Source organism: Niastella vici, assembly GCF_002077945.1.
In the GTDB taxonomy this organism is placed as follows: Bacteria; Bacteroidota; Bacteroidia; order Chitinophagales; family Chitinophagaceae; genus Niastella; species Niastella vici.
This window is the reverse complement of the sequence record NZ_LVYD01000059.1, coordinates 40803-64688: the sequence shown is the minus strand read 5'-3', so window position 1 is coordinate 64688 and position 23886 is coordinate 40803. Positions and strand designations below refer to the sequence as shown.

Here is a 23886-nt window from a genome sequence, read left to right as displayed (position 1 = left end):
CGCCATTTATTGCGCTATTTGCTAAATCCCGAAATTCGATCTCACTATTATCATTAAACTTTTTCTATGAAACCAACAACTTTACCTCTTAAACGGGTAGCGTGGTCATTATTCATGCTGCCACTATTTTTCATGCCTGCCAGGGCGCAGGTTTCCTGGCCTGCGGCTCAATTACTTCCTTCATTTCCGGCGCCGGCGCAAACGCAGGACCTGATAACGCTGCGGGAAACCTCCACGCGTTGGGAAGGAGAGGGGCCGTATCTCAGTCATAAAACGGGACGGCTTGAAACCGATGGCTGGCTTTGCCAAACCGGCATCGATGCGGCCAATGATCATATGATCTATGGGCCCTATAATACCAGTATACCGGCCGGACCAAATGTTGCCGAGTTTCGCATGAAGACCGACAACAATACCGCCAATAACGACCCGGTTGTAGATATTGACGTCAGGAACGCCACCACCGGGCAAACCCTGGCCTTTCAAACCATCACCCGGCAAATGTTTCCGGTTGCTTCAGAATATGTAAGTTTTACTTTACCGTTTACCATGCCGGCCGATAATCAAAGCCTCGAGTTGCGGGTGTACTGGCGGGGAACAGCATATACGAAAGTCGATTGGGTACAGGTACAACAGAACGCATCTTCAGCCGAAATGTATTTGTTTGCCTCGTTGAAAGGGATCGTAAACAAAACACAGCCGCGTATTTTTTCCTATGAAGGCGATGCCTTTGCCGAAGGACCCTATACCTGGTTACAATCATTGGGTTTAAGCTGGAATGAACCGGCCGATAAATGGAGCCTGATATCGAAATACCGCAATGAGATCTCGGGGTTGATCGTGTATGACCCTGCACAAATACATACGGTTAACCTGGCAACCGTGCTGGCAAAAAGCAGGGGTGCGCTCATTGCCTCGCCATTGTTATTGGCTAAATTAACGGCTGCGCCTTATAATTTACCGGTGTTGCTCGATCTGCGCAATCAGTTCACCAGCAAGTTGCAGGTGTATCAAACCCTGTATAATACCTATTGGCCAAATATTGATCACCGCTTGTTGATCGGGTTAAACCCCGATGCGCATAAGGCGGCCTTGCGCGAATATGCCACGGCGTTGGGCGCCGCAGTAATATGGCTCGATCCGAACGTGACCGATGAAAGCAATTTGCTGAACAGCTTTTTATCTTCCATGCCTGCTGGCTCCAATTATATGGGTTGGTGGCCCGAAGAAGGACCCGGTGTGCAACGGGTTTCGCAATATGGTATCACAACCATTGCCAGTGACTGGTGCAGCAACCTCACCATGCACAGCGGCACATCAAGAAGGGTGGCCGTTAAACCCATGCCGGCGAAACCGGCCCTGCAAAACAAGATCTATGTAGCATTCATCTTGAGCGATGGCGATAACCTTCAATATATTGAGCACCTGATGCGCAAGCTCTGGAACAATCCTGACCGCGGTTCGGTACCCATGGGCTGGACCTTATCACCCGCCATGCTCGATGCCATGCCCGGCGCCTTGAATTTTTTCCATCAAACGGCCACTGATAATGATAACCTCATTTCAGGTCCCTCCGGTTATGGATACACGTATCCCAACAGCTGGCCCAATCAGAATTTGCTGAACCAGTTTGTTGCCAAAACCGAAGATTATAACCAGCGCGCCGGCTTCAGGGTCGTTACGGTCTGGAATACCATCACCGGTGGCATAAACCAGAATGTTGGACAAAGCTTTGCCAGCTTTGCGCCCTCATTGCTTGGCCTTACCGCCCAGAACACCGGTGGCGGGTTAACTATTTATAATAACAAATTGCCCGGCATGGCGCTCTCGTGCAATTACTGCAACAGCGAACAGGCTATGAAAGACCATATTGCCACTGCTGCGTCTGGCTGGAATGGCAATGAACCGCGCTTCATCATCATTCAGGCGCAACCCTGGACAGATATTAAACCAACCAATTTCAAAAATGTAGCTCAATCACTCGATGCCAACTACATCGTTGTTCGTCCCGATCATATTTTTCAATTGATCAGGGAAGCGAATGGCCTGGCCGCGAATCCCTGCCTGGTTCCTTTTGCCAGGAAGTGATATTTGAGGGCTATCGAAAGATAGATCTTGATTTAATTGGACGTAAGGAATTTATAGGTAAACGAAGTAAGAAGTATGAAGTAAGAGGTATGAAGCTCTAAAAAGTTCAGCATTATGCTTATTGGCGAAGGTCCAAAGTAAGATTTTAGGCTGAAAGATCGGACTCTTCTTACTTCCTATTTCCTACTTCTTACTGCCCACCATCCTGTACTGTACTGCTCTGTATTCAGTAACCCGTTTTTGCCGGGAACACCTTTTGTAGTTATTTTGTTACCCCGACCCCTTAATGCTGCAAAGATTTAGCAGGGGATAACCAGCGTTTTGCAGCGATTGTTGTCTTAGAAATTATTGGTAACCAAAATTTACAGCAAAAGTGCTTGCGCATGAACGCTTCTTACCCGCCGGAGAATAATCGGGAAGGTGGTCCTCCTGATGATCGATGGAAATTTGACGATGCTTCCTTTGAGGTGTTCTTTAAAAAGCACTTCCTTCCCCTTTGCGCTTACTGTCAGTTCAGGTTTGGTCTCGATCTCGACGGGGCCAAAGAAATGGTGCACACCGGATTCATCAAACTGTGGGATGCCCGTGAACACCTTGATACCACGGTTTCTCCCAAAGCATACCTGTATAAGATCGTCACCAACAATATCCTCGACAATATAAAACACCAGAAGGTAAGGCAGCAATATGTTCAGTTTATAGTGCAATCGGTCCCTGAAGAATCGGCCAATGGTTTCGATAATGTGGATGTAAAACAGCTGCAGGCCGATATTGATGCCGCTATTGCAGAGCTGCCCGAACAAATGCGCCGCATTTTTGAGTTGAGCCGGTTTGAAGGCCTGAAGTATGGAGAAATTGCCGGCCAGCTCGATATTTCGGTAAAAACAGTGGAAACGCAGATCAGCAGAGCCCTGGTAAAGTTGCGCGAGAAGCTGTCTTCCTATCTTTCTTTCCTTATTATTTTATTGATATTCAATACGTTTTTTAGTAAATAATAATTTTTTCCTAAAACCTGTAAGGGTAAAATCTTTTCCAGTCGTATCAATTAATTGTGCATGGAACGAAATAATCAAATAAAGGAGCTGATAGCAAGATTTCTGATCAATGACCTGAATGATGAAGAGCATGCGCTGGTAGTGAACTGGATCAATGAGAGCGAGGAAAACCGGCTTTACTTTATAGATCTCAAAAATACCTGGCAGCTTACTGCCGTAAAGCTGACAGAGCAGGTGAACGAAGATGAGGAGTGGAAGCTATTCAAAGGCATCATTGCCGCAAGGGATACAAATGCCGTTTCCAGTAATGAAGTGGAAGCCGCAGGCAATATGTGGGAAGAAAAGTACAATCAACCCCGGCCGGCCATTTACCGCCGGTTATTGCGGGTGATGGTTGCAGCTGCCGTGTTATTGTTATTTGGTTATGGCCTCATTTACCTTATTAAAGGCAATGCGCCACCCGCAGCGGTTGTGAACAATGAACAAAAGCCCGAAAATACAAGGCCTGTTTTACAACATGAAGTGAATACGTCGGGTAAGGAAAAAGACATTATGCTGGCAGATGGTTCTATGGTCGTGTTATTCAATAATAGTGAGATCACGTATGAGCGAACATTCACTAACCGGCATATTAAATTGACAGGTAAAGCATTTTTCAGGGTGCATAAAGACAGCACCAGTCCGTTTACGGTTGAAAGCGACGCCATCACTACCACTGCGCTGGGTACCGAATTTACAGTAACGGCTTTTGCAAGCGATAAGCAGTTGTCGGTGCGGTTGTATAATGGAAAGGTGGTCATTAAACCGGTAACAACCGTAAATAAGTTGATGAAGCAGGCTGTTTTTCTGATGCCGGGACAGGAATTTATTTATGGACCGAACACCACGCTGGTTCGAAACTTTAATACCGGCAACCCCGGCGCCAATGGGAACAAGCCGGCAATAGCAACGAATGATAATCCTACGTTGCCGGTGAATACAAAGGGTTCGTGGCGGATGTACAACAACCAGGCATTGTCGCAGGTGTTTGATCATTTGGCGGCCTCGTATGGCGTAACGATCGTGTACGATTCAAAAGATGTGAAACAAAAATATTTTGTAGGACAGTTCAAAACTACAGACTCAATAGAGATCATCCTTAAATTAATAACAAAAGCCAATAACCTAAAATACACAAGGGAGGAAAATACCTATATCATCCATCAATAAAGAAAAACCATTCCATAACCAATAATTAAGTAGACACAACATTTTAAAACGGTGTCCCCGGCAGGAGCTGCTTCCAGCCAGGGCAAAGGACCGTATTTTTTAAAATCTGCAAGCTATATGAGACGAACGCTAAAAAACGCCAGGGCATTTATATTGCCCGTACTCTTGCTTAGTCAGTTATTTTTTCTATCACCCATTATTGCCCAACAGAACAGCACGGTTACAGGTGTTGTATCAAATGAAAAGAACCAGCCCATCGCAAACATTACGGTAGTTGCGCGCAACACAAAAACAAATTTCGCCGCCGGTGCCAATACGGATACGGGGGGCGTTTTTATGTTCCGCAATTTACCCGCAGGCGGCCCATACAACTTTTCATTTTCGGGAGTTGGTTTGGAAGCGCAGCAATTAAATGGCTACACACTTAAAGAAGGCGCTTCATTGTCACTGGTTGTTACCATGAAAGGACTTGAATCTACGCTCGACCAGGTAGTAGTAGTAGGTTACGGAACCCGTAAAAAGAGTGAAGTCACCAGCTCTATTGTCAGCATTAACTCGCAGGATATAAAAGAAAGACCGGTGCAAAATGCCTTGCAGGCTTTGCAGGGTAAGGCTGCGGGTATCGACATCACTTCAAATGAGCGGCCCGGTGAAATAGGCCGGGTGCTTATCAGAGGTGTGCGCTCCCCAACAGCCTCCAGCGACCCTTTGTATGTGGTTGACGGTATTCCGCTGAACGTAGGTAGTATCAGTGCCGTGAACCCAAATGACATTGAAACAGTCGATGTGCTCAAAGACGCTTCTGCCACCGCTATTTACGGTTCAAGAGGCGCTAACGGCGTTGTGCTTATTACCACCAAGAAAGGTAAGAATGGCGCCCTCAATTTAGATTACATAGGAACATTAACGGTTGAAGACATCAAGAACCGCATGGAAATGATGAATTCTTCCCAATACATAGATTTCCGCCGCGATGCGTACAGAAGGGTGAAGTACCTGGGACTTACCGGTACCAGCTATCCCGATGTGCCCACCATGGCCGATGACCAGAAGATATTCGGCGCAGATCCTTATGCCTGGGCAAACGTGCAAAAAGGCTGGGCCAATGGCGCCTGGGATGGCAGCCTGGTTCCCACCACCGATTGGACGAAAATGGTAAAACAAACAGGCATTACCCAGGACCACATCATCAGTGTTAGCGGTGGTTCGGCAAAAGTAAAAGCCTACGCTTCCTTTGGTTACCTGAAACAAAAAGGCACGCAGCTGGGCCAGGACTATACCCGGTATTCTTCCAAATTCAATATCGAGATCAATCCGGTTAAGTGGTTCAGCATGGGAACAAGCATTACTGCCACCTATGGTTTGCAAAACTTTGGGTATTCAACCAGTAATGCCACCGGTCCCAGTTCGCTGTATTCAGCGGCCAACGGCATGTTGCCGTATGCCATTCCGTTCGACAGCACCGGAAAAAGGATCAATTTGCCTGGTGGCGACGTAAACATCCAGAACCCCATCGGCGAAGAGAAATACAATGTGAACCTGCGTAAGACCCTGCGTGCGCTCGGTGCATTTCATATAGAGTTCATGCCCATCGACGGGTTGCGTTACCGGTTGACATTTGGACCTGATTATAACAATTATTATAACGGCCGTTACATGGATTCCATGTCAATCAACCGTGGAGCAGGCCAGGCCGGTTCAAGCAATTATGCCCAGTTAAACCAGACTAACAATTTTGCCTGGACGCTGGACCATTTGCTTACCTATAATAAAACCATCAACGGCGAGCATAATTTAGGCGCCACATTTCTGTACAGTGCTACCAGCATACGGGACGAAACGTCATCAATGACCGCTACCAAATTGCCCTGGGCCAGTCAAAAATGGTATCAGCTGAACTCAGTGAGCGCCCTCGATGCCTTTAGTACCGGCTTAACAGAAAGACAATTGCTTTCTTACATGGGCCGTATCAACTATAGCTACAGAGGCAAATATTATTTTGATGCCTATACCCGTTGGGATGGCGCTTCACAGCTGGCTAAAGGACACAAATGGGATATGTTCCCCGCTGCATCAGTGGCCTGGCGCATAAGCGAAGAAGATTTTATGCGGCAACAGGTGCCCTGGGTCGACAATTTGAAAATCAGAGCAGGGTTTGGAACCGTAGGAAACTCGGCCATTACTCCTTATCAAACGCTCGGTCCTTCGCAAACGGAATATTATACCTGGGGAAGTGTGGTTGATGCCGGTTATGTATCAAGCGACCCCTCTTCGGCCAACCCAAGCACCCTGCCCAACCCCAACCTGAAATGGGAACGTACCACACAGGCCGATCTGGGTCTGGAGTTTCGTTTGTTCCATGGAAGAGTTGATGGCGCCATCGATCTGTATGCTTCCAGAACAAAAGACCTGTTGCTGCTGCGTTCAGTTCCTTCTACTACCGGTTATACCCAGAGTTATGATAACGTGGGTAAAACCGCCAACAAGGGTATAGAGATCACCCTGAACACGGTGAACGTGCAGCAGGGCGATTTCACCTGGTCATCGACCCTGAATTTTTCAGCCAATCGCGACCGCTTCGTGGAAACTGCCAATGGCAAACAGGATGATATTTCAAACGGATGGTTCATTGGCCAACGCCTGAATACCGTGTACGATTATCAGAAAGAAGGCATTTGGCAGGAAGGCGATAAAGATGAGCTGGCCAAATTCAATGCGAACCTGGCAACAGCCAGCCAGTTCAAGCCCGGTATGATCAAAGTGAAAGATCAGAATGGCGATTATAAAATTGACCTGAACAACGACCGCAGGGTGGTTGCCAATTTACAACCCAAATGGAATGGCGGTATCATGAATGAATTCAATTACCGCAACTGGGGGCTGAACATCTTCATTTTTGCCCGTTGGGGTTATTATATTCAAACCGGTGCCGAAGCATTGCAGGGCCGTTTTGCCCAGCGCGTGCTGAACTACTGGACACCCGGCAACCCAACCAATGATTATCCGGCGCCCAACTATAATAATGCAGCCGGTGATGCATTCCGTTCTTCTATGAACTATCAGGATGGTTCCTTTATCAAGATCAGGAACATCACCTTATCGTACATGATGCCAAAAGGTGTTATGAGCAGGCTGAAAATGAAGAATTGCCGCATTTACTCACAGGTGTTGAACCCCGGTTTGATCTATTCAAAGATCAAATGGCTGGACCCGGACCTGAATGCAAAAGTTAAAACATCAGATGCCGATCCGGGTGTATCAACATACAACAGAGGTTTTGTAATTGGTTTGAATGCCGGTTTTTAACTAATAACGATCTAATACTTTCATATGAAACGTTCAAAAATATTGATCCCTGCAAGTGCAATAGCACTGATGCTAGCGATAGGAGGGGCCTGTAAAAAATCATTCCTTGATGAAACCATTATCACTGCAAAGACCACGCAGGATTATGTAACTACAGTAGGTTTAGACGGGTTGGCCACAGGTATGTATCAAAGCCTTCGCTTTCATTTTAACTACGAATGGGCTTATGCCACCACCAATTATGGTGTTGATGAATTCACTGTGGGCGGCGACCCTACCATGCAAATGTGGAACTCTTATGATGCCAACCTGAACTCATCAACCGGTGATGTAAGAACCGTTTGGGATAATATGTACGGGGCCATTAACTCGGCCAATATTCTTATTCAGAATGTGCCTTTGCATTATACCGGCGCTAACAAGAATACCCGCATGGGCGAAGGCTATTTTATGCGCGCCTTCAATTATTTCAAGCTGGTGAACCAGTATGGCGGCGTGCCTTTGAAACTGATCCCTTCCGAATCGGTTGAATTTGAATTTTCACGTAATAGCGTGCAGGAAGTGTATGACCAGATCCTGAGCGATATGAAACAGGCCTACGACCTGTTGCCGGCCACACCCGCACAAAGAGGCCGCATTACCAAATGGGCGGCTGCGCATTACCTGGCTAAGATCTATTTGTTCCGCGCCAGCGAAGCAAACAACAGCTGGAACAGCTCAACAAAAGCTGCCGACCTCGATAATGTGATCAAATATGGTACTGATGTCATCAGTAACAGCGGCCATAAACTGGCTACCAATTTCAGCGATCTGTGGAATTACACCGGTCCCAATGGCGCCAATGAAACCAATGCCGAGATCATTTTGTCGGCCCAGTTCAGCGATAACGTTGCTACGCAGGGCCGTTATGGAAATCAGTTGCATTTGCATTATCCTTCGGTGTACCAGAACCTGGCAGGTATGGTACGCGATATACCGGGTGGAAGAGAATTCCAGCGCCTGCGTTCAACCGATTATGCTGTGGATGTGTATGACCGGGTGAACGATTCCCGTTTCTGGAAGAGCTTTAAAACAAGGTACCTCTGTAATAACCCGGGTGGTGCGCCTAAATGGGTAGCGCCTTATGGGCCGGCAGGTACAGTGCGATTCACCGGCGGACAGGAATCTATTCTCTATATTGTAAACAATGCCGGCGATACCCGTTATACCTCGGATAATATCAATTACCGCGCACCGCATATGTTTGTACGTTATTTCAGCGGTGAAGCCGAGAATATGCTGGGCACCCATGGAAATTATGCCGCTTCACGGTATGTAGGGCTGTCGAAATTCGCCGATGGATCAAGAGCCGATGTGGCCTCCCAATTTGGCCGCCGCGATGGTATATTGGCCCGCCTCGCCGATACCTATTTAATGGTTGCCGAAGCCTATGGCCGAAAAGGACAGTACACCGATGCGCTGCCGTTTATCAATGCCGTACGCGACCGGGCAGCCTATAAAGACGGAGAAGACCGTAGCGCCTACGTTGATGGTGGTATTGCGTATAAAACGAATACAGCCGCCAATACCGCAGTATATGTTTCTTATTCTGATAAAAACACTTATTACGAATCGAACAACATTGCTACGGCAACTACAGTCAATACGCTTTCGGCCATGCACATTAACAGCGTAAATGATATCCTGGGCTCAACCCGCGAATTTTACGACAGGTTGAGTGCCGGCAGCGATGCCGACAGGTTCCTGAACTTTATATTGAATGAACGTTCACGCGAGTTAATGGGCGAGTTGTTGCGCTGGGAAGACCTTACCCGTACCAAAACGCTGGTAGCGCGTTGTACCGCGTTTAACAGTGCGGCAAAACCATCGGCCACTAAAGATTACCTGCGGCCGATACCACAAAGCTTCCTGGATGTGATAAAAACAAATGGGCAACCATTGAGCGCAACGGAGAAGCAATCGTACCAAAATCCCGGATGGTAGCTTTCCCTTTTATACAACAGTGTTTTGGAAAAGTGGTCCCTTTCGCGAGCGGCGAAGGGGACTTTTTTTTGATCATTCGGCCTGGGCGAAGTCGAAAGATCGAAAATGTTCAACATAAATACCGGGAATATCCGAAGTAAGTGTACTATGTTAAGTAACATATTGTAATGCATGATGTTATTTAAAATATCTGGCATTGGTTTTGCTTAAAAGGAAATCGATACTTTGCATAAAGTATACATAATATTAATCCTTTACCAATGAAACTGACAATCCCTTTAGCCATTTGCGTTATGGTTGTTTTTGCATCATGCGCTGCATCAAACCAGGTTCAAAAGTCCTGCTGGACAGTCAAGGAAGTTCAACAGTATTATAATGATTCAGCAAAAGCCAACACTAACTGTGTTCTTTATCGCGGCACCGACAGCCAATCACATCATTTCTTAAGCCAGTTTATTGACAAATGGGTATTTCTTACAATAAAGAAAGATGAACTGGCGCTTCCAGAAGAAAAGCCTTACAAGGTTGATTCAACCGTTAAACTGGGCTACTATTATGTAGACCCCAACAATCATTTCGTAAAAATCCGGGATTTTAATTAATTGTCAGGAACAGTACAGGTAATAATACGATAAACCTGCTGGCTTTTCTGGCTTTAGTAAACCACATAGGCACAAATTTTTCGATGTATGGAATACATTGTGACCTATGTGGTTTAAAAAAATATAAGCAGAACCATTGCATTTGTTCTACCTAATTTCTAAATTTCACCAATAATCAAAATCCAGTACCATGTGGAAATCACTTGCCTTCCCTCAACGGGTATTCCAGGGAGATAAGATCAGATTCAACAATTCTCCCCGCGAAGTTAGCGCCGATACCATGTTCCAGGTAGTAAAAGCCGATGAACATTATTTTGAAGTGCTCCCCATTTCTCCCGAATGCGATACACTCCAGGATTTTATAACCAAAAAAATTGTGCGGTATTTTGATATTGGCTATTACGTTCAGGTTGAGATCTGGAATGATGAGTAGCCCGGTACCCATGAAATTTAATGCATGATTGTATAAATAGCATACCTTTAGTTAACGCCTGGTTGTAGCGGAACCTTACCTGACTTTCAATTAGACCCTTCCGAGCCCCCCTGAGAATCTCCCTGTTAGCATCCGGCCCGTAGCACTATTTGTAATGGTTCCATAACTATTACCATATACCAACACCTCCAAATTAACGATTATGAAAAGGTTGCTTGCCAGCATCATGCTGCTTATTATTTCCTGTAGTTTAGTACATGCTCAACTTCCCACACTTAAAAAAGGCGCCCTTGCAACGGCTGCCAATCCTGGTCAGTTATTGACACAGTTCACCAATGCGCTGAAACCAACCTCATTCACCAGTGCCTGGACGGGCGCCAAGGAGGGCGTAATGGCAAAAGCACAAAAAGCGGCCAGTGCGGTGGAAATAGCCAGTACCGTAAGTACCCTGGTGGGCTATATAAAACCTGATCTATTTAAACAGGGATCTACCGCCAAATCGCTCCTTGATATGAGCAACAAGGTAAAGAACATGTCAGAGGCCACCAGTTTGCTCAAGAGTTTTGAAGGTGGTTTACAACCTACGGCTTTTACCGGTAACTGGTCTAGCATGCGCACAGGCTGGTTGAGTGCACTGAACCAGTTGAAGTGATGCCAGCTTGTTATGCCGTTTTTTTTGAACTATACGGTTTGTTATAGTGCCTGCACAAAGCCATACCAACCGTTAAACGTAACTGTCCGGCTTCTTTTTCAGGAATAGGGCCAATTACCAATTCGCCATCATCTTCAACGAATATATGATTGCCATATAATTTTTGCTCCAATGCGCCATTCATAATGGTAACATGATATTCAGTAAAGCTGTGTTTGTCTTTGATGCGTACGAGGGCGAAATATTTTTTTTGCCTGTACATAAATTCGATAGAAATTATTGGTTCCATACGCTTCCGTTTCTAATACTCAATAAGTCTTTTATTCCGGTGAAAACCGGAAAATAAAAAACAGGCCGGCAGGAACAACTGCTGCCAGAAATAGTGTAAGGCAGGTGTGTTACCTGCCGGTCTGAGATCCTAAATATGTATGACTGCTATAAAAAAAGCCCGGGTAGTTGGGGTACCTGAGGTACATCCTGAATACTTAAAAAATTATGCCCGTTCATTGCTGATCAACGGCTGTTAAATGTGCTGCGTTTGCAACAGGAGTGGGAGTGGTTATTAATTTTCCCGGCCATATTTTAACAGATTATTTTTTTTCCTCGACCGGTTTAGTTAATTTACAGATACTGCAGTAAGTTGTTCCTTTAGCTGTTACTATTTGCGCTGCTTTTTACCTTAAGTATTAATCCCTGATTTTTTATGGTCCTGCGAAAGGCCTGATGATTAAAGTTTATCACTATTGCTAAATTTAAATCCGGGCATATGAAGTGCATTCTTATACCTCTTTGTTTGCTATGCATTTACCAGGTTTCCTGCAACAAAGTTCCCTGTGAACCGGAAACGGACAGGTTGACCACTGTTTTCAAAGACGACAGGTATCAATTGACCGGCGTGGCCATTTCGCCCGAAGGGCGCCTGTTCACCAGTTATCCCTTGTGGTCAAATGACTATCAATACGCCGTGTCAGAAGTGGATGGAAAAGACAATCACACAACGCCCTATCCCAGTCTGTTTTGGAACAGCTGGCAGGCCGGTGACAATGGAAAAGACAAATGGGTTAGCGTTCAGGCCCTGTATGCCGATGAGCAGAATAATTTATGGGTGGTTGACGCGGCATCGCCCAAAATGGAAGGCGTGTATTCAAACAGCCATAAGCTGGTAAAAATAAACCTGGCCAACAATACCGTTGAAAGAACTTATTTCTTTGAAGGTGTAACAGATGGCAACAGCTATCTCAACGATGTGCGGGTCGATAACCAGCGGCAGTACGCTTACCTCACCAATTCCAGTGAAGGCGGCATTGTAATCGTAAACCTTGCTACCGGCAATGCCCGGCAGGTGTTGCAGGACCATTACTCCACCAAATCGGACCCCGGTTTTACATTTATCATAGATGGCCATGAACTTATGAAAAATGGAAAGCCTGTGAAGATCAACAGTGATGCTATTGCCCTTACACCCGATGGCGAGTGGCTGTATTACAAACCGCTTACCGATGACAAGCTGTACCGCATTCGCACGGAATATTTGCGTAATGATGCTATGGACAATGAAACGCTGGGCAGTAAAGTGGAAGACCTTGGCCATTTCGCCACTACCGACGGAATGATTATCGATAAAAAAGGAGATCTGTATATGGGCGATATGCGAACCAATTCCATTATACGGGTAACACCGGAGCTCAGCATGCAAACACTGATCGCCGATGACCGGCTTGTTTGGCCCGACAGCTATGCAATTTCCAGTGACGGTTATTTGTATGTGAGCTGTTCGCAAATTCAAAAGCAACCGGAGTATAATAATGGAGAGAACAAGCGTGAGTTGCCGTATGCGATCTATAAATTGAAGTTGCCCTGAATGAAAACCGTTAATGAGCACATTACGCTGAAACCGCTCTATGATATCCACCGCGAACGGTATGTGGGGTATTGGGAGGTGGGGAAGTGAGGGTAATAGTACCGTAAATGGTAGCTTAATGGTAGTCTAATGGCCTGGGTATTGTACCGGTATGCTCTGGACACCCTACAGGAACTCTAGTGACGCTAGACAATACCCATACAAGAACTGCACAAGGCCCGGGCAATTTTCCTAAAGGTTGACCCCCATTCAGGCAGCACCTGGGGCGGTACCCTGTACTTATATCCCTTTTCTATTGCTCAATTGCGCCGGATGCCGTAGTTTGCCCCGATGCATATAATCGATGTAATTGTTTGGTTATTTATTGGCGTGATGGTAGCCGCCAGTATCGTTTTCCGCAAATTAACGGTAGCTGGTGCGCTTACAGGTGGGTGCCTGGCGGCGCTGCTGTACAAAGGGGCCGGGGTTACCGGCATAATTATGCTGGGTGCTTTTTTTGTAGCCGGTTCGGTAGTCACTGCGTTGGGACGAAGCAAGAAAGAACAGTTGGGCGTAGCAGAAAAGAACAAAGGACAACGCACCGCCTGGCAGGTACTGGCCAATGGCGGCGTAGCCGGGCTGGCAGCACTGCTTGCCTGGTTGAAGCCTGAGCAGGCCCCATTATGGCAACTGGCAGCCGCCGCTTCCCTGGCATCGGCCAGTGCCGATACTTTATCATCTGAACTCGGCAGTGTATATGGCCGGTCTTTTTACAACATCCTTACATTCAAAAAAGATACATGCGGTCTTGATGGGGTGGTTAGCCTGGAAGGTACTTTATGTGGAATTGCGGGGAGTATGCTCATCGCGGCTATTTACCTGGTGGCCTATAAGCATTTCGTTTTCTCATGCTGGATAGTGCTGGCAGGCTTTGCCGGCAACCTGGCCGATTCTGTTCTCGGCGCTTCGCTTGAGCGTAAGGGCTGGTTAAAGAACGACCAGGTGAATTTGTTGAATACAATAATTGCTGCTGTAACAGGTTTATGCGGGTACTGGCTTTTCACTCATCCAGCTGCGACATGATCTTTTTCAGCAGCACGATCTGCCCCAGGTGATAATGGTTATGCTCAACGATACCCTGAATGTTGCGGTGATAGTTACCGTATTTTTCATTTACGAAAATTTCGTCGAGTTTGCTTTCGGGCAGCTTTTCTATCTGGCTGATAAATGCTTCGGCGTCGGCCCAGAATTTTTGCAACAATTTTTCCCAATCTTCCTCCGATTCAATGGGGGCATGAACAAATGAATCTTTATCATGCGCATCAAGCGGTTGTCCCTGGAATACTTTCAAAACATTACTTACATAATAGTTCATATGGAATACCAGCGTTGCAATGGTATTACAGCGATAGATCTGTGTGGTCGCCTGCTGCCAGTTTACATCTGCGAGGGTGTTTTTCAAATCAACGGCGGTCCAGTTACCGCCAAAATAAACAGTTTTGAAATGTGTTGCCAGTTGTTGAGGAAGGTTCATGTTCGTGGTTTTTGATCTTCTATTGCCAGAAGAATCAAAAATTACGAAAAAAAGCCTTGCCGCGCCATATTCACCCATTAAATTGCTTTAATAAATTAATAACTTAAAAAATTAACATGAATTCCAGCCTGAGCATTGATAAACTACAGGACATCTGGCAAAAAGTGACCGTTTTACATAGCGGACAAACGTATGGAGGCCAACACAACAATGAAAAGATCGAATACCTCAATCATATTGAATAGGTTGTTGTTGATGGTTGGTAAATGCGGAGCGCCGGCTATAAAAGAAAAGAGCCCCGTAACGAGGCTCTTTCATAAACATTATTATTGTTTCACAATCTTTATCGTTTTAATACTGTTATCCCTACGGTTTAGTTTTATTATGTATACACCTGTTTGCAGAGATTGTATACTAATGGTAGAACCGGGATTGGGCACTTTCAATACTTCATGCCCGCCCAGATCGTACACCGTAAGCGTCTGCACTTTATCATATCCGCGCAGGTACAACTGGTTGCGTACAGGGTTGGGCGACAGGGTCAGTGTATTGTCTGTTGCTGCCGTTACCTGCTGTTCAATATTTTGCGTGGCCAGGCGGGCCGATAAATTATCAGTGATCGTGAGGTAATTGAGATTGAAACCGCCGGTTGAAGTGGCAATACCAATAGAGTAGCTGCCTGCCGGTAAGGTTACATTATGCGCTACATTGGTCCAGTTTTGCCAGCCACCGGTATTGGGGATGGTTACCGAACCCAATTGGGTAGCGCCGGCATCTTTTTCCAAACGCAAAGTAGTATTGCTGTTAGGGCTGGCCACTCTGTAAATAACGCGATACGTTCCGGCTGTGGGAATGGTAACGTTGTACGACATCCAGTCGCCGGCATCTATGTAGCCTACATCCAATCCGCCACCGGCATCTGTAGTGCTTTCTGTTTGTATGCCCGCCATATACGTATAATCTTCTGCCTGTATTACGCTGGAGAATGCGGTGGTATTTGTTTCCACTTTCAGTGATGATGCTGAATCGTTGAATGCATCGTCAACAAAACAGGCGTCATCGGCAGTCTTCACAATGGTGGGTCCGCTGAAATTATCATCGCGGTATAAAGTGACTTTATAGCCTGAATTTACTTTAATAGAAGAAATATCATCGTTCGATACGCCCAGTGCAATCAGCTGGCTAAGCGTATAAGTGCCGGGGTTTAAGCCAACAGCATAGCCACTATAATTGCAATCTTTATATACTGTAGCCACACCGGTTGATGCCAGGCCGGCAAAACCACCTACTGTAATAGTTGCGCGAATGGGTGAGGACGCATTGATGGTAGATGATTTTTCAAATACATCATCGTAACAGAATGCATAGGTTAAGCTGTTGTAGCTGATGTCGGGCTGGTGCCAGAATTTGCAATACCAGTTATACGGCGACGTTACATAATATTTTGAATCGGTTGCAAAATCCTGGCTTACGCCTGAGGCTATGTTCAGGTCAATCGCATGGCGGTTGATCGCAGCGCAGATCTGTGCCTGTACCACTTTATCGAGGTCGGTACCGCTGGCCATTACACCACTGCCTTCCATTACTTCGAGCTGGCTTGGTTTGGCTGAAATTCTTCCTGCCTGACCGTCTGAAGCGCGGGTGAATGAGAACACCCCGCCTGATACATGACCGGTAAAGGTTCCGGCATTACCGGCATTGAACACCAGGTAATCATTGGTGTATTTACTCCAGATGGCGTCAACATACGAGTTAAAATATCCGGCTTGTGCACCGCCGCTCTGGAAGGCGGCTGTTTTGGAAGGGAATTTTATGATGCCGTTGGTGGCGTCGTAACAACCGGCAAATTCAGCTGGTGCGGTTGATTGCCATTGCGACAGAATTTGCGCATGGGTTTTCAGTTCACCTACTTTTTTATAGAAACTATTGTTGCCCCACACTTCGAGCCCCATGGGGTATTGGTACGAATCAACGCGGGTAGTGTTGGCCCACAAACCGGTAGCCGCATTGGTTAATTCAATCATTTCGTATCGAATGCCCTGGTTGGGGTCGGTAGGGTTGGCGAGGTTAGGTGCTGCATAACCGCTGGGTGCACCGGATGCGCCAAAGAAGTACAGGTACAATTGTGAGTTAAAGGAGATCAATATGCGACAACCGGCAATACCCGGTATATTGATCGTTTTATTGGGGATTTCGTTCAGTTTGGCAAAACAGTTGGCGTACAAACCGTTGCCGCCGGGACCCTGATTGCCACCGATAACCGGACCGGCAACCGTATTGTCTGAGGCGCTCATTAAACGTACGGTGCTTGTTTTGGGCTCGATCCATACATGGTTGCCATTGATAATACCTACCACGGCCACATAAACATTAGCGTCGGTATACGAGCTGTTGTTGCTTAGGGTAAATGGAACGGTTGTTTGGCCAAAGGACCGGCCAATTGTGAGCAGCGAACAAAGAAACAGGCATAGCAGCGCCCTGTTTCCCCAATAAGCGCGTAAGGGAAAAGGTTGTGTAATTGTTTTCATAAAGATAAATGTTAGTTTAACGGATATTTGGTACGAATGTAACCCTTAATACACCGTTAACTTTTATTGTGGAAAAGTAGGTGGGGGAGAATAGCTAACGCAAGCACACATACACCGTTTGATATTTATCTAACGGTAATATGTGTGGCTAAATTATTTTGCAGTAAATGGATGACCTTCGCCGGTAGCAGGAATATGTATTACTTAATCGAGGTCCAGGTCGCTGTGCATGCTGATAATATTTTCTGAAAAGTCTTTATTAATGACACCCTGTTGCGCTTCTATCTGCGCTATCAGCAGGCGGTATGGTTTTGATGCCCGCAACACTTCGGGGTTGCCCAATATAATAAACTGTTCGCTGGCGCGGGAAATACTTACCAGCAGTTTGCGGTCGGTTTCATCTTTGTCGCCTGCGGCAATACTTTGCATGGACGCAATCTGGCGGGTGTTGGTAATGGTGCTTGAAAAAAGAATGATCTTCCGTTCATCGCCCTGATAGCGCTCAACAGTATCGACAATAAAGTTCTCATTCAGTAAGATATCTGTTCTGAGATGTTTTTTTATTTCTGCTATCTGTGCCCTGAATGGTGTTACAATACCGATCTGTGCCGGCGTTACAATGCCGGAATCAATGAGCGTTTGTGCAATGAAGGCTGCTATAAATGCTTCTTTTTTGTTTTTCTTATGGGCGGTTTCAGGTACGCTTTCAATAAACAATATCCTGCTTTTGGTAAGCTCGATCAGGGGATGGCCGTTGGATAAAGTATAAGGCGGCAGCGTACTGTTTTGTGCGGGCTTTCCCGGGATCAGTGTTTCCCGGTAGTGCTGGGCAATGAGACCTGCAATAACCTGGTGCATGCGGTAATGATGCGTGAGCTGTCCATACGCATGCTTCCAGCCTTTTGCAATGGCGTTCCGCGTCAGCCGCTCAAATAATGACACCCTGAAATCGGTAACGCCCAACTGGTTCAAATAATTACTGCGGGTAAAACAGGTTTTTGCATCCTGCGTTACTACCGATGGCAATTGCTTGTGGTCGCCAATTAATATGAATTTTTCAAACAAGACCAGGATGCCCGATAAAGCCGCTTCGGTCAATTGCGAGGCTTCATCGATAATGATCTGTTTAAGTGAAATAAATTCTTTCAGCAATAACCAGTTGTTCTGGAAAGTTGATACGGTTGACACAATGACCTGGTGCGCATCGAATATTTTTCTCCAATTATCCGGATTGTCGTCGTTCAATTGTTCTGTAAAAAGATTATCATCTGTGATCAGCTTGCTGCCAAGGCGAATATATTCTATTGTGGCTTTGTTATTTCCTGGTTTCCTGAATGCTTCACAGATCTTTTCAACGGCCCTGTTGGTAAAGGCCAGCACCACTATTTTATCTTTTGTTTTCCAGGTAAGCTCCTTTACATAGTTAACGAGGAAGGTACTGGTTTTACCGGTTCCCGGCGGGCCCTGCAGTAAATAGTAATCCTTCGCGTTCAATGCCTGTTGAATAACCTGGTTTTGATTATCAGTAAGGTTTTCGTTATGATAGGTGATCGCCGGTTCTGTTTTGGGTTCTTCATGGCCAAACAATAGTTTCTTTTTGCGGTCGGCACAGCTCAATACATTGAACAGGCTGCTGATCGTGCTCCAGTGGTTCCGCTCGAGAATATCCGGTTCAATAGCCCAGTGCTGATAGGAGTTTATATATGAATAATCTGTTTGTATATTAAACAGGGCAATCACCAGGGCGTCTAACCCAATATAACTGATGGTGCCTTTTAAAATATGTTGGGCCATGGGGTTATAGGTGTCGCCCAGTTTGGGATATAAGATGATGAGGTCGCCTTTGCGAAAGCTGTGCGAAATAGTGCGGTCGAACGATAGGTTGATAATACCATCTTCCTCATTGATGGCGGTCACTTCCAGGTCATAAATGATCCTGAAATCCTGTACTTTGGTCAACCGGTTATCGAGCCAAAGTCCTGCAAAACCATTTTGGTTTTCTTCTTCTTCATCCTTTAGCATGTCGCCCACTTTGGCGTTGATCATTTCCCGGAGCGTAAAGGCCATTAGCTCCTGATAGTAATGCGTGGCAATTCTGCTGGGGTCGTATAAACGCCTGAAGGCATCCAGCTCCGTATATAAAAATCGCGGAATGCCTGCTATGCCTTCATTTTTGATCTTGTGTAAAAGGCTGAAATCGCCATGAGCGAGCGCATAGATCTTTGCCGTGATCTCATTTCTGATATTCAGCACATCAATTTTTTCGCTATGCTCGGTTACTATATGCCTGTAGGGCAATACCGGGCATTTTGAATAATACACGGCATTGGTGCCTTGCCTTTTATCACCATAAGTACTTTGCAGCAGCATATCATAACTTACTACCTGCATTTTGTGGTTCGACCAGGCAATGTTATACTGGTGATTGGAGGGGCTGCCGCTTTTTAATTCAACAATGTCCTTTGAATCCAGTTCATGATCAATACCCAACAGGTCAATTCGGCCCTGTAAACCGTAATCTTTTGAAAAATAGGTCGGTTCTATCCAAAGCTCTTTATGGCTTTGGGTTTGTACCAGGTTTATAATGTTTTTAAGATGTTCCTGAAGAATGGAACGTTTCAGGGTTTGCATTTCGGTGTTGCCGAACTGGGCGGCTTTTAATGCATTGTTCCGCTGGGCATTAAGATAAATTGACTCTATATTCTCTTCTTTATTGCGCACAATTTCATCGAGGTAGTAACCAATGATACTTCCTTTTAAAGCGGCGCTGCCCGGCAGGTTGTCCATGATCTTCGACAAAAAGAAGATATCACTGTTTGAACCCTGTTGAACAAAACATTCGCCAATAGCAGTGGCGTCTATCAAAAAATCGGGTTCCAGCGTTATGAGTGTGTCGAAGGTGGTGGTATACTGGTTGTCACCTTCACCGGTATAGCTGATATTATGAAATTGCAATATGGCGTTCTCGGTTAACAATTGCCGGGCCGGAAGATGGTTAGCGTGTTGATGTGCCCTGATCAGTATTTCAACCAGGCCTTCCATATTTTCCAGGTCATATGCTTTTAAGGTAAAACAGGGACTGCCATTGTCATCTGTTATTTCTGTCCAGTCGGCACACAGCACCTTCAGGTCAGTTAATATATCATATCTTCTCTGGGGAACCAGGCGCAGGAAATATTTCTCTGTATAGGGGAGGGCTTCCAGTTCTTTTCTTTCCACCGCATGTGTGCCCTGCATGGTTTTTATAAGCCGGTACAACAAGGCAATACTTTGTTGTATTGATTTGACGGTTGTCTTTTTAATGTTCCCTTCCTTGATAAATCTTCTGAATGCATCCAGGTTTTGCTTTTCAGTTCCAGTTAATTTTAATTGGGTTAACAGGTACCTGAAGCGGGCATAAAAATTCCTGAACGCGATCAGCTCCTCGTTGGTGGCTGTTTTTATTAATTTGTAAAAGAAGCTCGACAGGTGCGAAAATCGTTCGTTTGCATCGGCAGTGGAATGTTGTATCAATACCAGTTCCGCATAAAAAGCCTGGGCTTTTTGAGTATCAATCGTTGTCATGGTTAAGGGGTTCGGGTTGCAAAAATTGCTTATTTCATGCGCATATGCAAGCCGGTGCCGGATAATGGTTTTTGTGTTTGTGCATTTTACATAATTCCCGGGCGCGGGAATAAATAGTTTTGCTTATTGGCCTGCAAGATAAAAAATAAAACGTCGCCTGGCTGGACGACGTTTTCTAAAATAATTATGGGGGGCATAATAGTGCAATAGGATCTTATCACTTATTCAGGTAAGTGATGCAGCAATAAAAAGAAGGGTACGGATTAATACAAATCAGGTAAACGGTGTAATTAAAAACGGGATTTCGCTTGTTAAAAAAGGATTTAGGGACAGAAATAAAATTAATCCGGAGGTGTGAACACGGCTGATCTGCGATCGCCTGTTACCGGCATCCCGTATGCTGCTAATCTTTTCTCAACCCAATCAGATATTCATAAGAGAGTTAATGGTTTAACAGGACCATTGGATATGTATATGTCGGTTTTTCAATAATCTTTTTCGCGGGAGAGGATATTCGCTGTCTTAGGAGAGTACTCGTAAGTTACAAAATATTTTAATATTCCCGAAAAATAACGTGTTATTTCTCGTTGGCGTTAGATGTTTTGATTTTTATCAAATGCGCATAAGGGGAGCCTAACGTGTTGGAGACTAAGGGGTGGGTTCCCTTCTTTTTGCTAAATAGAACTATGTAATGATGAACAATAACGGCGCGGGCAATAGACCTAATGCCCGCCAGATGATATTTTTAAGCTTGTATAATCCATTACCTATGATTAAACTCTACACGTTCGGGGTTCCATATGTGCTATTGTTACTGCTGCTGTTACCTGTTACCGGTAAAGTGAAAGCGCAAACGCTGAACCTGAGTAAATCTGTTGCAAATATCTCTACTGCGGGCGATGGTTCTACTGCTTCTCAAAACGATGTTTTACAATATAACATTATTATTACCAACCTGTCGGCCTCGAATATCAGCAATGCCACGCTGTACGATAATATTCCTGCCGGCGCTTCGTATGTAGCAGGTTCCACTACGCTGAACGGTGTTTCTGTGGCCGATGTAAGCGGCGCCATGCCTTATGCCATTAGCGGCGGCCTCATCAATGCGCCTTCTTTTGGTCCCGGTTTGCTGGGCCCCAATGTAAGCGCTACCATTACCTTCGAGGTTACCATCACGGCTAATGGAGGAACCGTTTCGAACTACGCTACCTTGCAGGGAATATACACAGGCAATAGTTTTGTGCAGAACACCAATACCGTATTCACCAATCTCTCGGCTGATAACACCTGTTCGGTCATTTACCAGTGTACCACCAAAGTAGATTCCACATCGCCTGCCGATGGCATGTATTACCGGTTTATAAAAACACTGGATAAATCGGATGGCACCGGCGGCCCTATTTTATTCGATGGCGAAAACGGACCCTGTTATGATGCGGTATCCGGCGCCGCGCTGGCTGCCGGCAGCCTGATGGATTATGTGGCGGCCATTGCTTATGAAAAGAGTTCGGGCCGTATTTATTTCGTGAATAATTATGCCAGCAATCCGGCGCAGGAACTTTGTTATATCGATCTGAACGCTTCACCGGTATGCGCCCGCCGGTTTACCGGTTATCCGCTCGAACCGAATACCAATTACAACATCAACCGCATGGCATTTGCAAGTGATGGGTATGGTTTTGCGGTTACTTCGCACGGGGACGACCTTATTCGCTTTTCCATAAACCCTGGTACCGGTTTGCCGGTGATATCGCAGCTGGGCCCGTTGATCAATGACGCCATCAACGGTTCCAACGATGTACTGGCCGAAACCGGTGGCGATCTCTTTGGCGACGGTTCGGGCAAATTATACCTGATCGCCAATAGTAGCAAGCTGTATAAAATAAATCCTGCTACCCGCATTACTACGTTTATGGGCAGCATAAATCCATCGCCCACCAGCAGTTCCAATTCAATTGCCATTGACCCGGCCGGCAATGTATTTATCGGCGGTTCGTACCAGGATGTATTTAAGGTGAACCTGGCCACCATGGCGGGTACTTCTATTGCCGGCAGTAATACCAGTAATGTATGGACCAGCGGCGACTTTACCAGTTGCGCTTTCCCGGTGTTATCGCCATCATTAATAGCTAATAAATCGTACCGAAATACACGTGGGGTGCCTTTTGTAGTTGGCGGCGATACGGTGGAATACACCATTGAAGTGACCAATAACGGAAATATCAATGCGCCGGGCGTGAAGTTATATGATTCGGTTCCTTCAAGCACTATCTACATACCAAACTCCACTACATTGAATGGGGTAGCCGTGCCTGATGTGGCCGGTACCATGCCATTTGCGGTGAGCGGCGGCCGGTTCATTAATTCGGCCGGTGAACAGAGTGGTATTGTTAAACCGGGTGGGGCCAATAAAGCCGTTGTAAAATTCAGGGCGGTCACCGATGTCGATAAATACATCTGTAACCAGTCGAGGATCACCCTGCTCGATGGTGATGGGAATACCATCTTTATAAATTCCGATGATACCACGCAGTCGGGCAGCCAGAATGCTACCTGTTTTCATACAGATGGCGTACTGGCATTAAATGGTCTTTCATTCAACGGCAGCCTGAATAGCAACCAAAGTGTTTTGCAATGGTCGCTGAAGGAGGAAAGAAATGTTGCCTGGTATGAGCTGGAGTATGCCGGCAATCCTTCGCATTTTAAACCAGTGGGTAAACTGACGGCTGTTCCCGGCAGTACCTACCGGTTCACTGATAAAGAAAATACTACTGCTGCTTCGCGGTTCTACCGGTTAAAGATCGTGCAGCAGGGTGGCAGTTATACTTATTCGGGCATTGTTTTCATCAGCCTAAAAGAATTGGGTATGCAGGTATATCCCAATCCGTTCAATAAGGAGATCAATGTGCAGCTGCAGTTGAAAACAACAGAGAAGATACAATTCAGGCTAATTGATTTTTATGGAAGGGAAGTATTTGCGGCTGCTGAGAAATTACAGACCGGTTATCATTCAATAAGTTTAGCCGTGCCGCCGGGTTTGGCAAAGGGCATGTATGTGCTGGAAGTGTTGGGCGGAAACAGGCAGTTGTTGCAGCAAAAACTGCTGAAGCGATAAAAAGGTGAAGCCTTCCGCCAGGAATAGCAGAAGGCTC

At 45.8% G+C, this 23886-nt stretch carries 16 protein-coding genes; 12 read left to right on the top strand and 4 right to left on the bottom strand.

What is annotated here, in order from left to right:
- Positions 1-66 precede the first annotated feature (66 nt).
- The 8 genes from A3860_RS27390 to A3860_RS27355 all read left to right on the top strand — a co-directional run bounded on the left by A3860_RS27390 (position 67) and on the right by A3860_RS27355 (position 11268).
- Positions 67-2088: a GxGYxYP domain-containing protein gene (locus tag A3860_RS27390; RefSeq protein ID WP_081152496.1), complete on the top strand. Its 2022-nt coding sequence runs from the start codon at positions 67-69 to the stop codon at positions 2086-2088.
- 383 nt (positions 2089-2471) lie between these two features.
- Positions 2472-3083, top strand: coding sequence for an RNA polymerase sigma factor (locus tag A3860_RS27385; protein ID WP_081152493.1), 612 nt, complete (start codon positions 2472-2474; stop codon positions 3081-3083).
- 60 nt (positions 3084-3143) lie between these two features.
- A complete protein-coding gene (locus tag A3860_RS27380; protein WP_081152490.1) occupies positions 3144-4292 on the top strand; it encodes a FecR family protein in 1149 nt (382 codons plus the stop codon).
- A gap of 117 nt (positions 4293-4409) precedes the next feature.
- Positions 4410-7598: a SusC/RagA family TonB-linked outer membrane protein gene (locus A3860_RS27375; protein WP_081152487.1), complete on the top strand. Its 3189-nt coding sequence runs from the start codon at positions 4410-4412 to the stop codon at positions 7596-7598.
- A gap of 24 nt (positions 7599-7622) precedes the next feature.
- Complete coding sequence (locus tag A3860_RS27370) at positions 7623-9581, top strand: RagB/SusD family nutrient uptake outer membrane protein (protein ID WP_081152484.1); 1959 nt, start codon at positions 7623-7625, stop codon at positions 9579-9581.
- A gap of 260 nt (positions 9582-9841) precedes the next feature.
- Entirely contained in the window at positions 9842-10183 is a 342-nt protein-coding gene (locus A3860_RS27365) for a hypothetical protein (RefSeq protein ID WP_143774285.1), read from the top strand.
- Positions 10184-10373: 190 nt separating this feature from the next.
- Complete coding sequence (locus tag A3860_RS27360; protein WP_081152478.1) at positions 10374-10616, top strand: hypothetical protein; 243 nt, start codon at positions 10374-10376, stop codon at positions 10614-10616.
- A 202-nt stretch (positions 10617-10818) separates the two neighbouring features.
- Positions 10819-11268, top strand: coding sequence for a hypothetical protein (locus A3860_RS27355; protein WP_081152475.1), 450 nt, complete (start codon positions 10819-10821; stop codon positions 11266-11268).
- A 10-nt stretch (positions 11269-11278) separates the two neighbouring features.
- Here A3860_RS27355 and A3860_RS27350 read toward each other — a convergent pair whose 3' ends face one another.
- Entirely contained in the window at positions 11279-11557 is a 279-nt protein-coding gene (locus A3860_RS27350) for a hypothetical protein (RefSeq protein ID WP_081152472.1), read from the bottom strand.
- Positions 11558-12034: 477 nt separating this feature from the next.
- Between A3860_RS27350 and A3860_RS27345 the strand changes: the two genes are divergently transcribed.
- Both A3860_RS27345 and A3860_RS27340 read left to right on the top strand, forming a co-directional pair.
- Positions 12035-13129: an L-dopachrome tautomerase-related protein gene (locus A3860_RS27345; RefSeq protein ID WP_081152469.1), complete on the top strand. Its 1095-nt coding sequence runs from the start codon at positions 12035-12037 to the stop codon at positions 13127-13129.
- Positions 13130-13459: 330 nt separating this feature from the next.
- Complete coding sequence (locus A3860_RS27340) at positions 13460-14191, top strand: DUF92 domain-containing protein (RefSeq protein WP_081152466.1); 732 nt, start codon at positions 13460-13462, stop codon at positions 14189-14191.
- Here A3860_RS27340 and A3860_RS27335 read toward each other — a convergent pair.
- The gene (locus A3860_RS27335) at positions 14169-14642 is read right to left on the bottom strand and encodes a DinB family protein (RefSeq protein WP_081152638.1); all 474 of its coding nucleotides are present in this window, start codon (positions 14640-14642) and stop codon (positions 14169-14171) included. The genes A3860_RS27340 and A3860_RS27335 overlap by 23 nt on opposite strands.
- A gap of 116 nt (positions 14643-14758) precedes the next feature.
- Here A3860_RS27335 and A3860_RS42135 point away from each other — a divergent pair, with 116 nt between their 5' ends.
- Entirely contained in the window at positions 14759-14887 is a 129-nt protein-coding gene (locus A3860_RS42135; RefSeq protein ID WP_262497336.1) for a hypothetical protein, read from the top strand.
- Between the two features lie 81 nt (positions 14888-14968).
- Here the strand turns inward: A3860_RS42135 and A3860_RS27330 are convergent, their stop codons facing one another.
- A complete protein-coding gene (locus tag A3860_RS27330) occupies positions 14969-17170 on the bottom strand; it encodes a beta-1,3-glucanase family protein (protein WP_081152463.1) in 2202 nt (733 codons plus the stop codon).
- A gap of 204 nt (positions 17171-17374) precedes the next feature.
- Positions 17375-20734 carry an ATP-dependent helicase gene (locus tag A3860_RS27325; RefSeq protein ID WP_081152458.1) on the bottom strand — a complete coding sequence of 1120 codons (3360 nt, stop codon included), beginning with the start codon at positions 20732-20734 and terminating at the stop codon, positions 17375-17377.
- 769 nt (positions 20735-21503) lie between these two features.
- On the opposite strand from A3860_RS27325, the gene A3860_RS27320 reads away from it, so the two are divergent.
- On the top strand, positions 21504-23849 hold the full coding sequence (locus A3860_RS27320) for a T9SS type A sorting domain-containing protein (RefSeq protein WP_158085374.1): 2346 nt from the start codon (positions 21504-21506) through the stop codon (positions 23847-23849).
- The last annotated feature ends 37 nt before the right edge of the window (positions 23850-23886 follow it).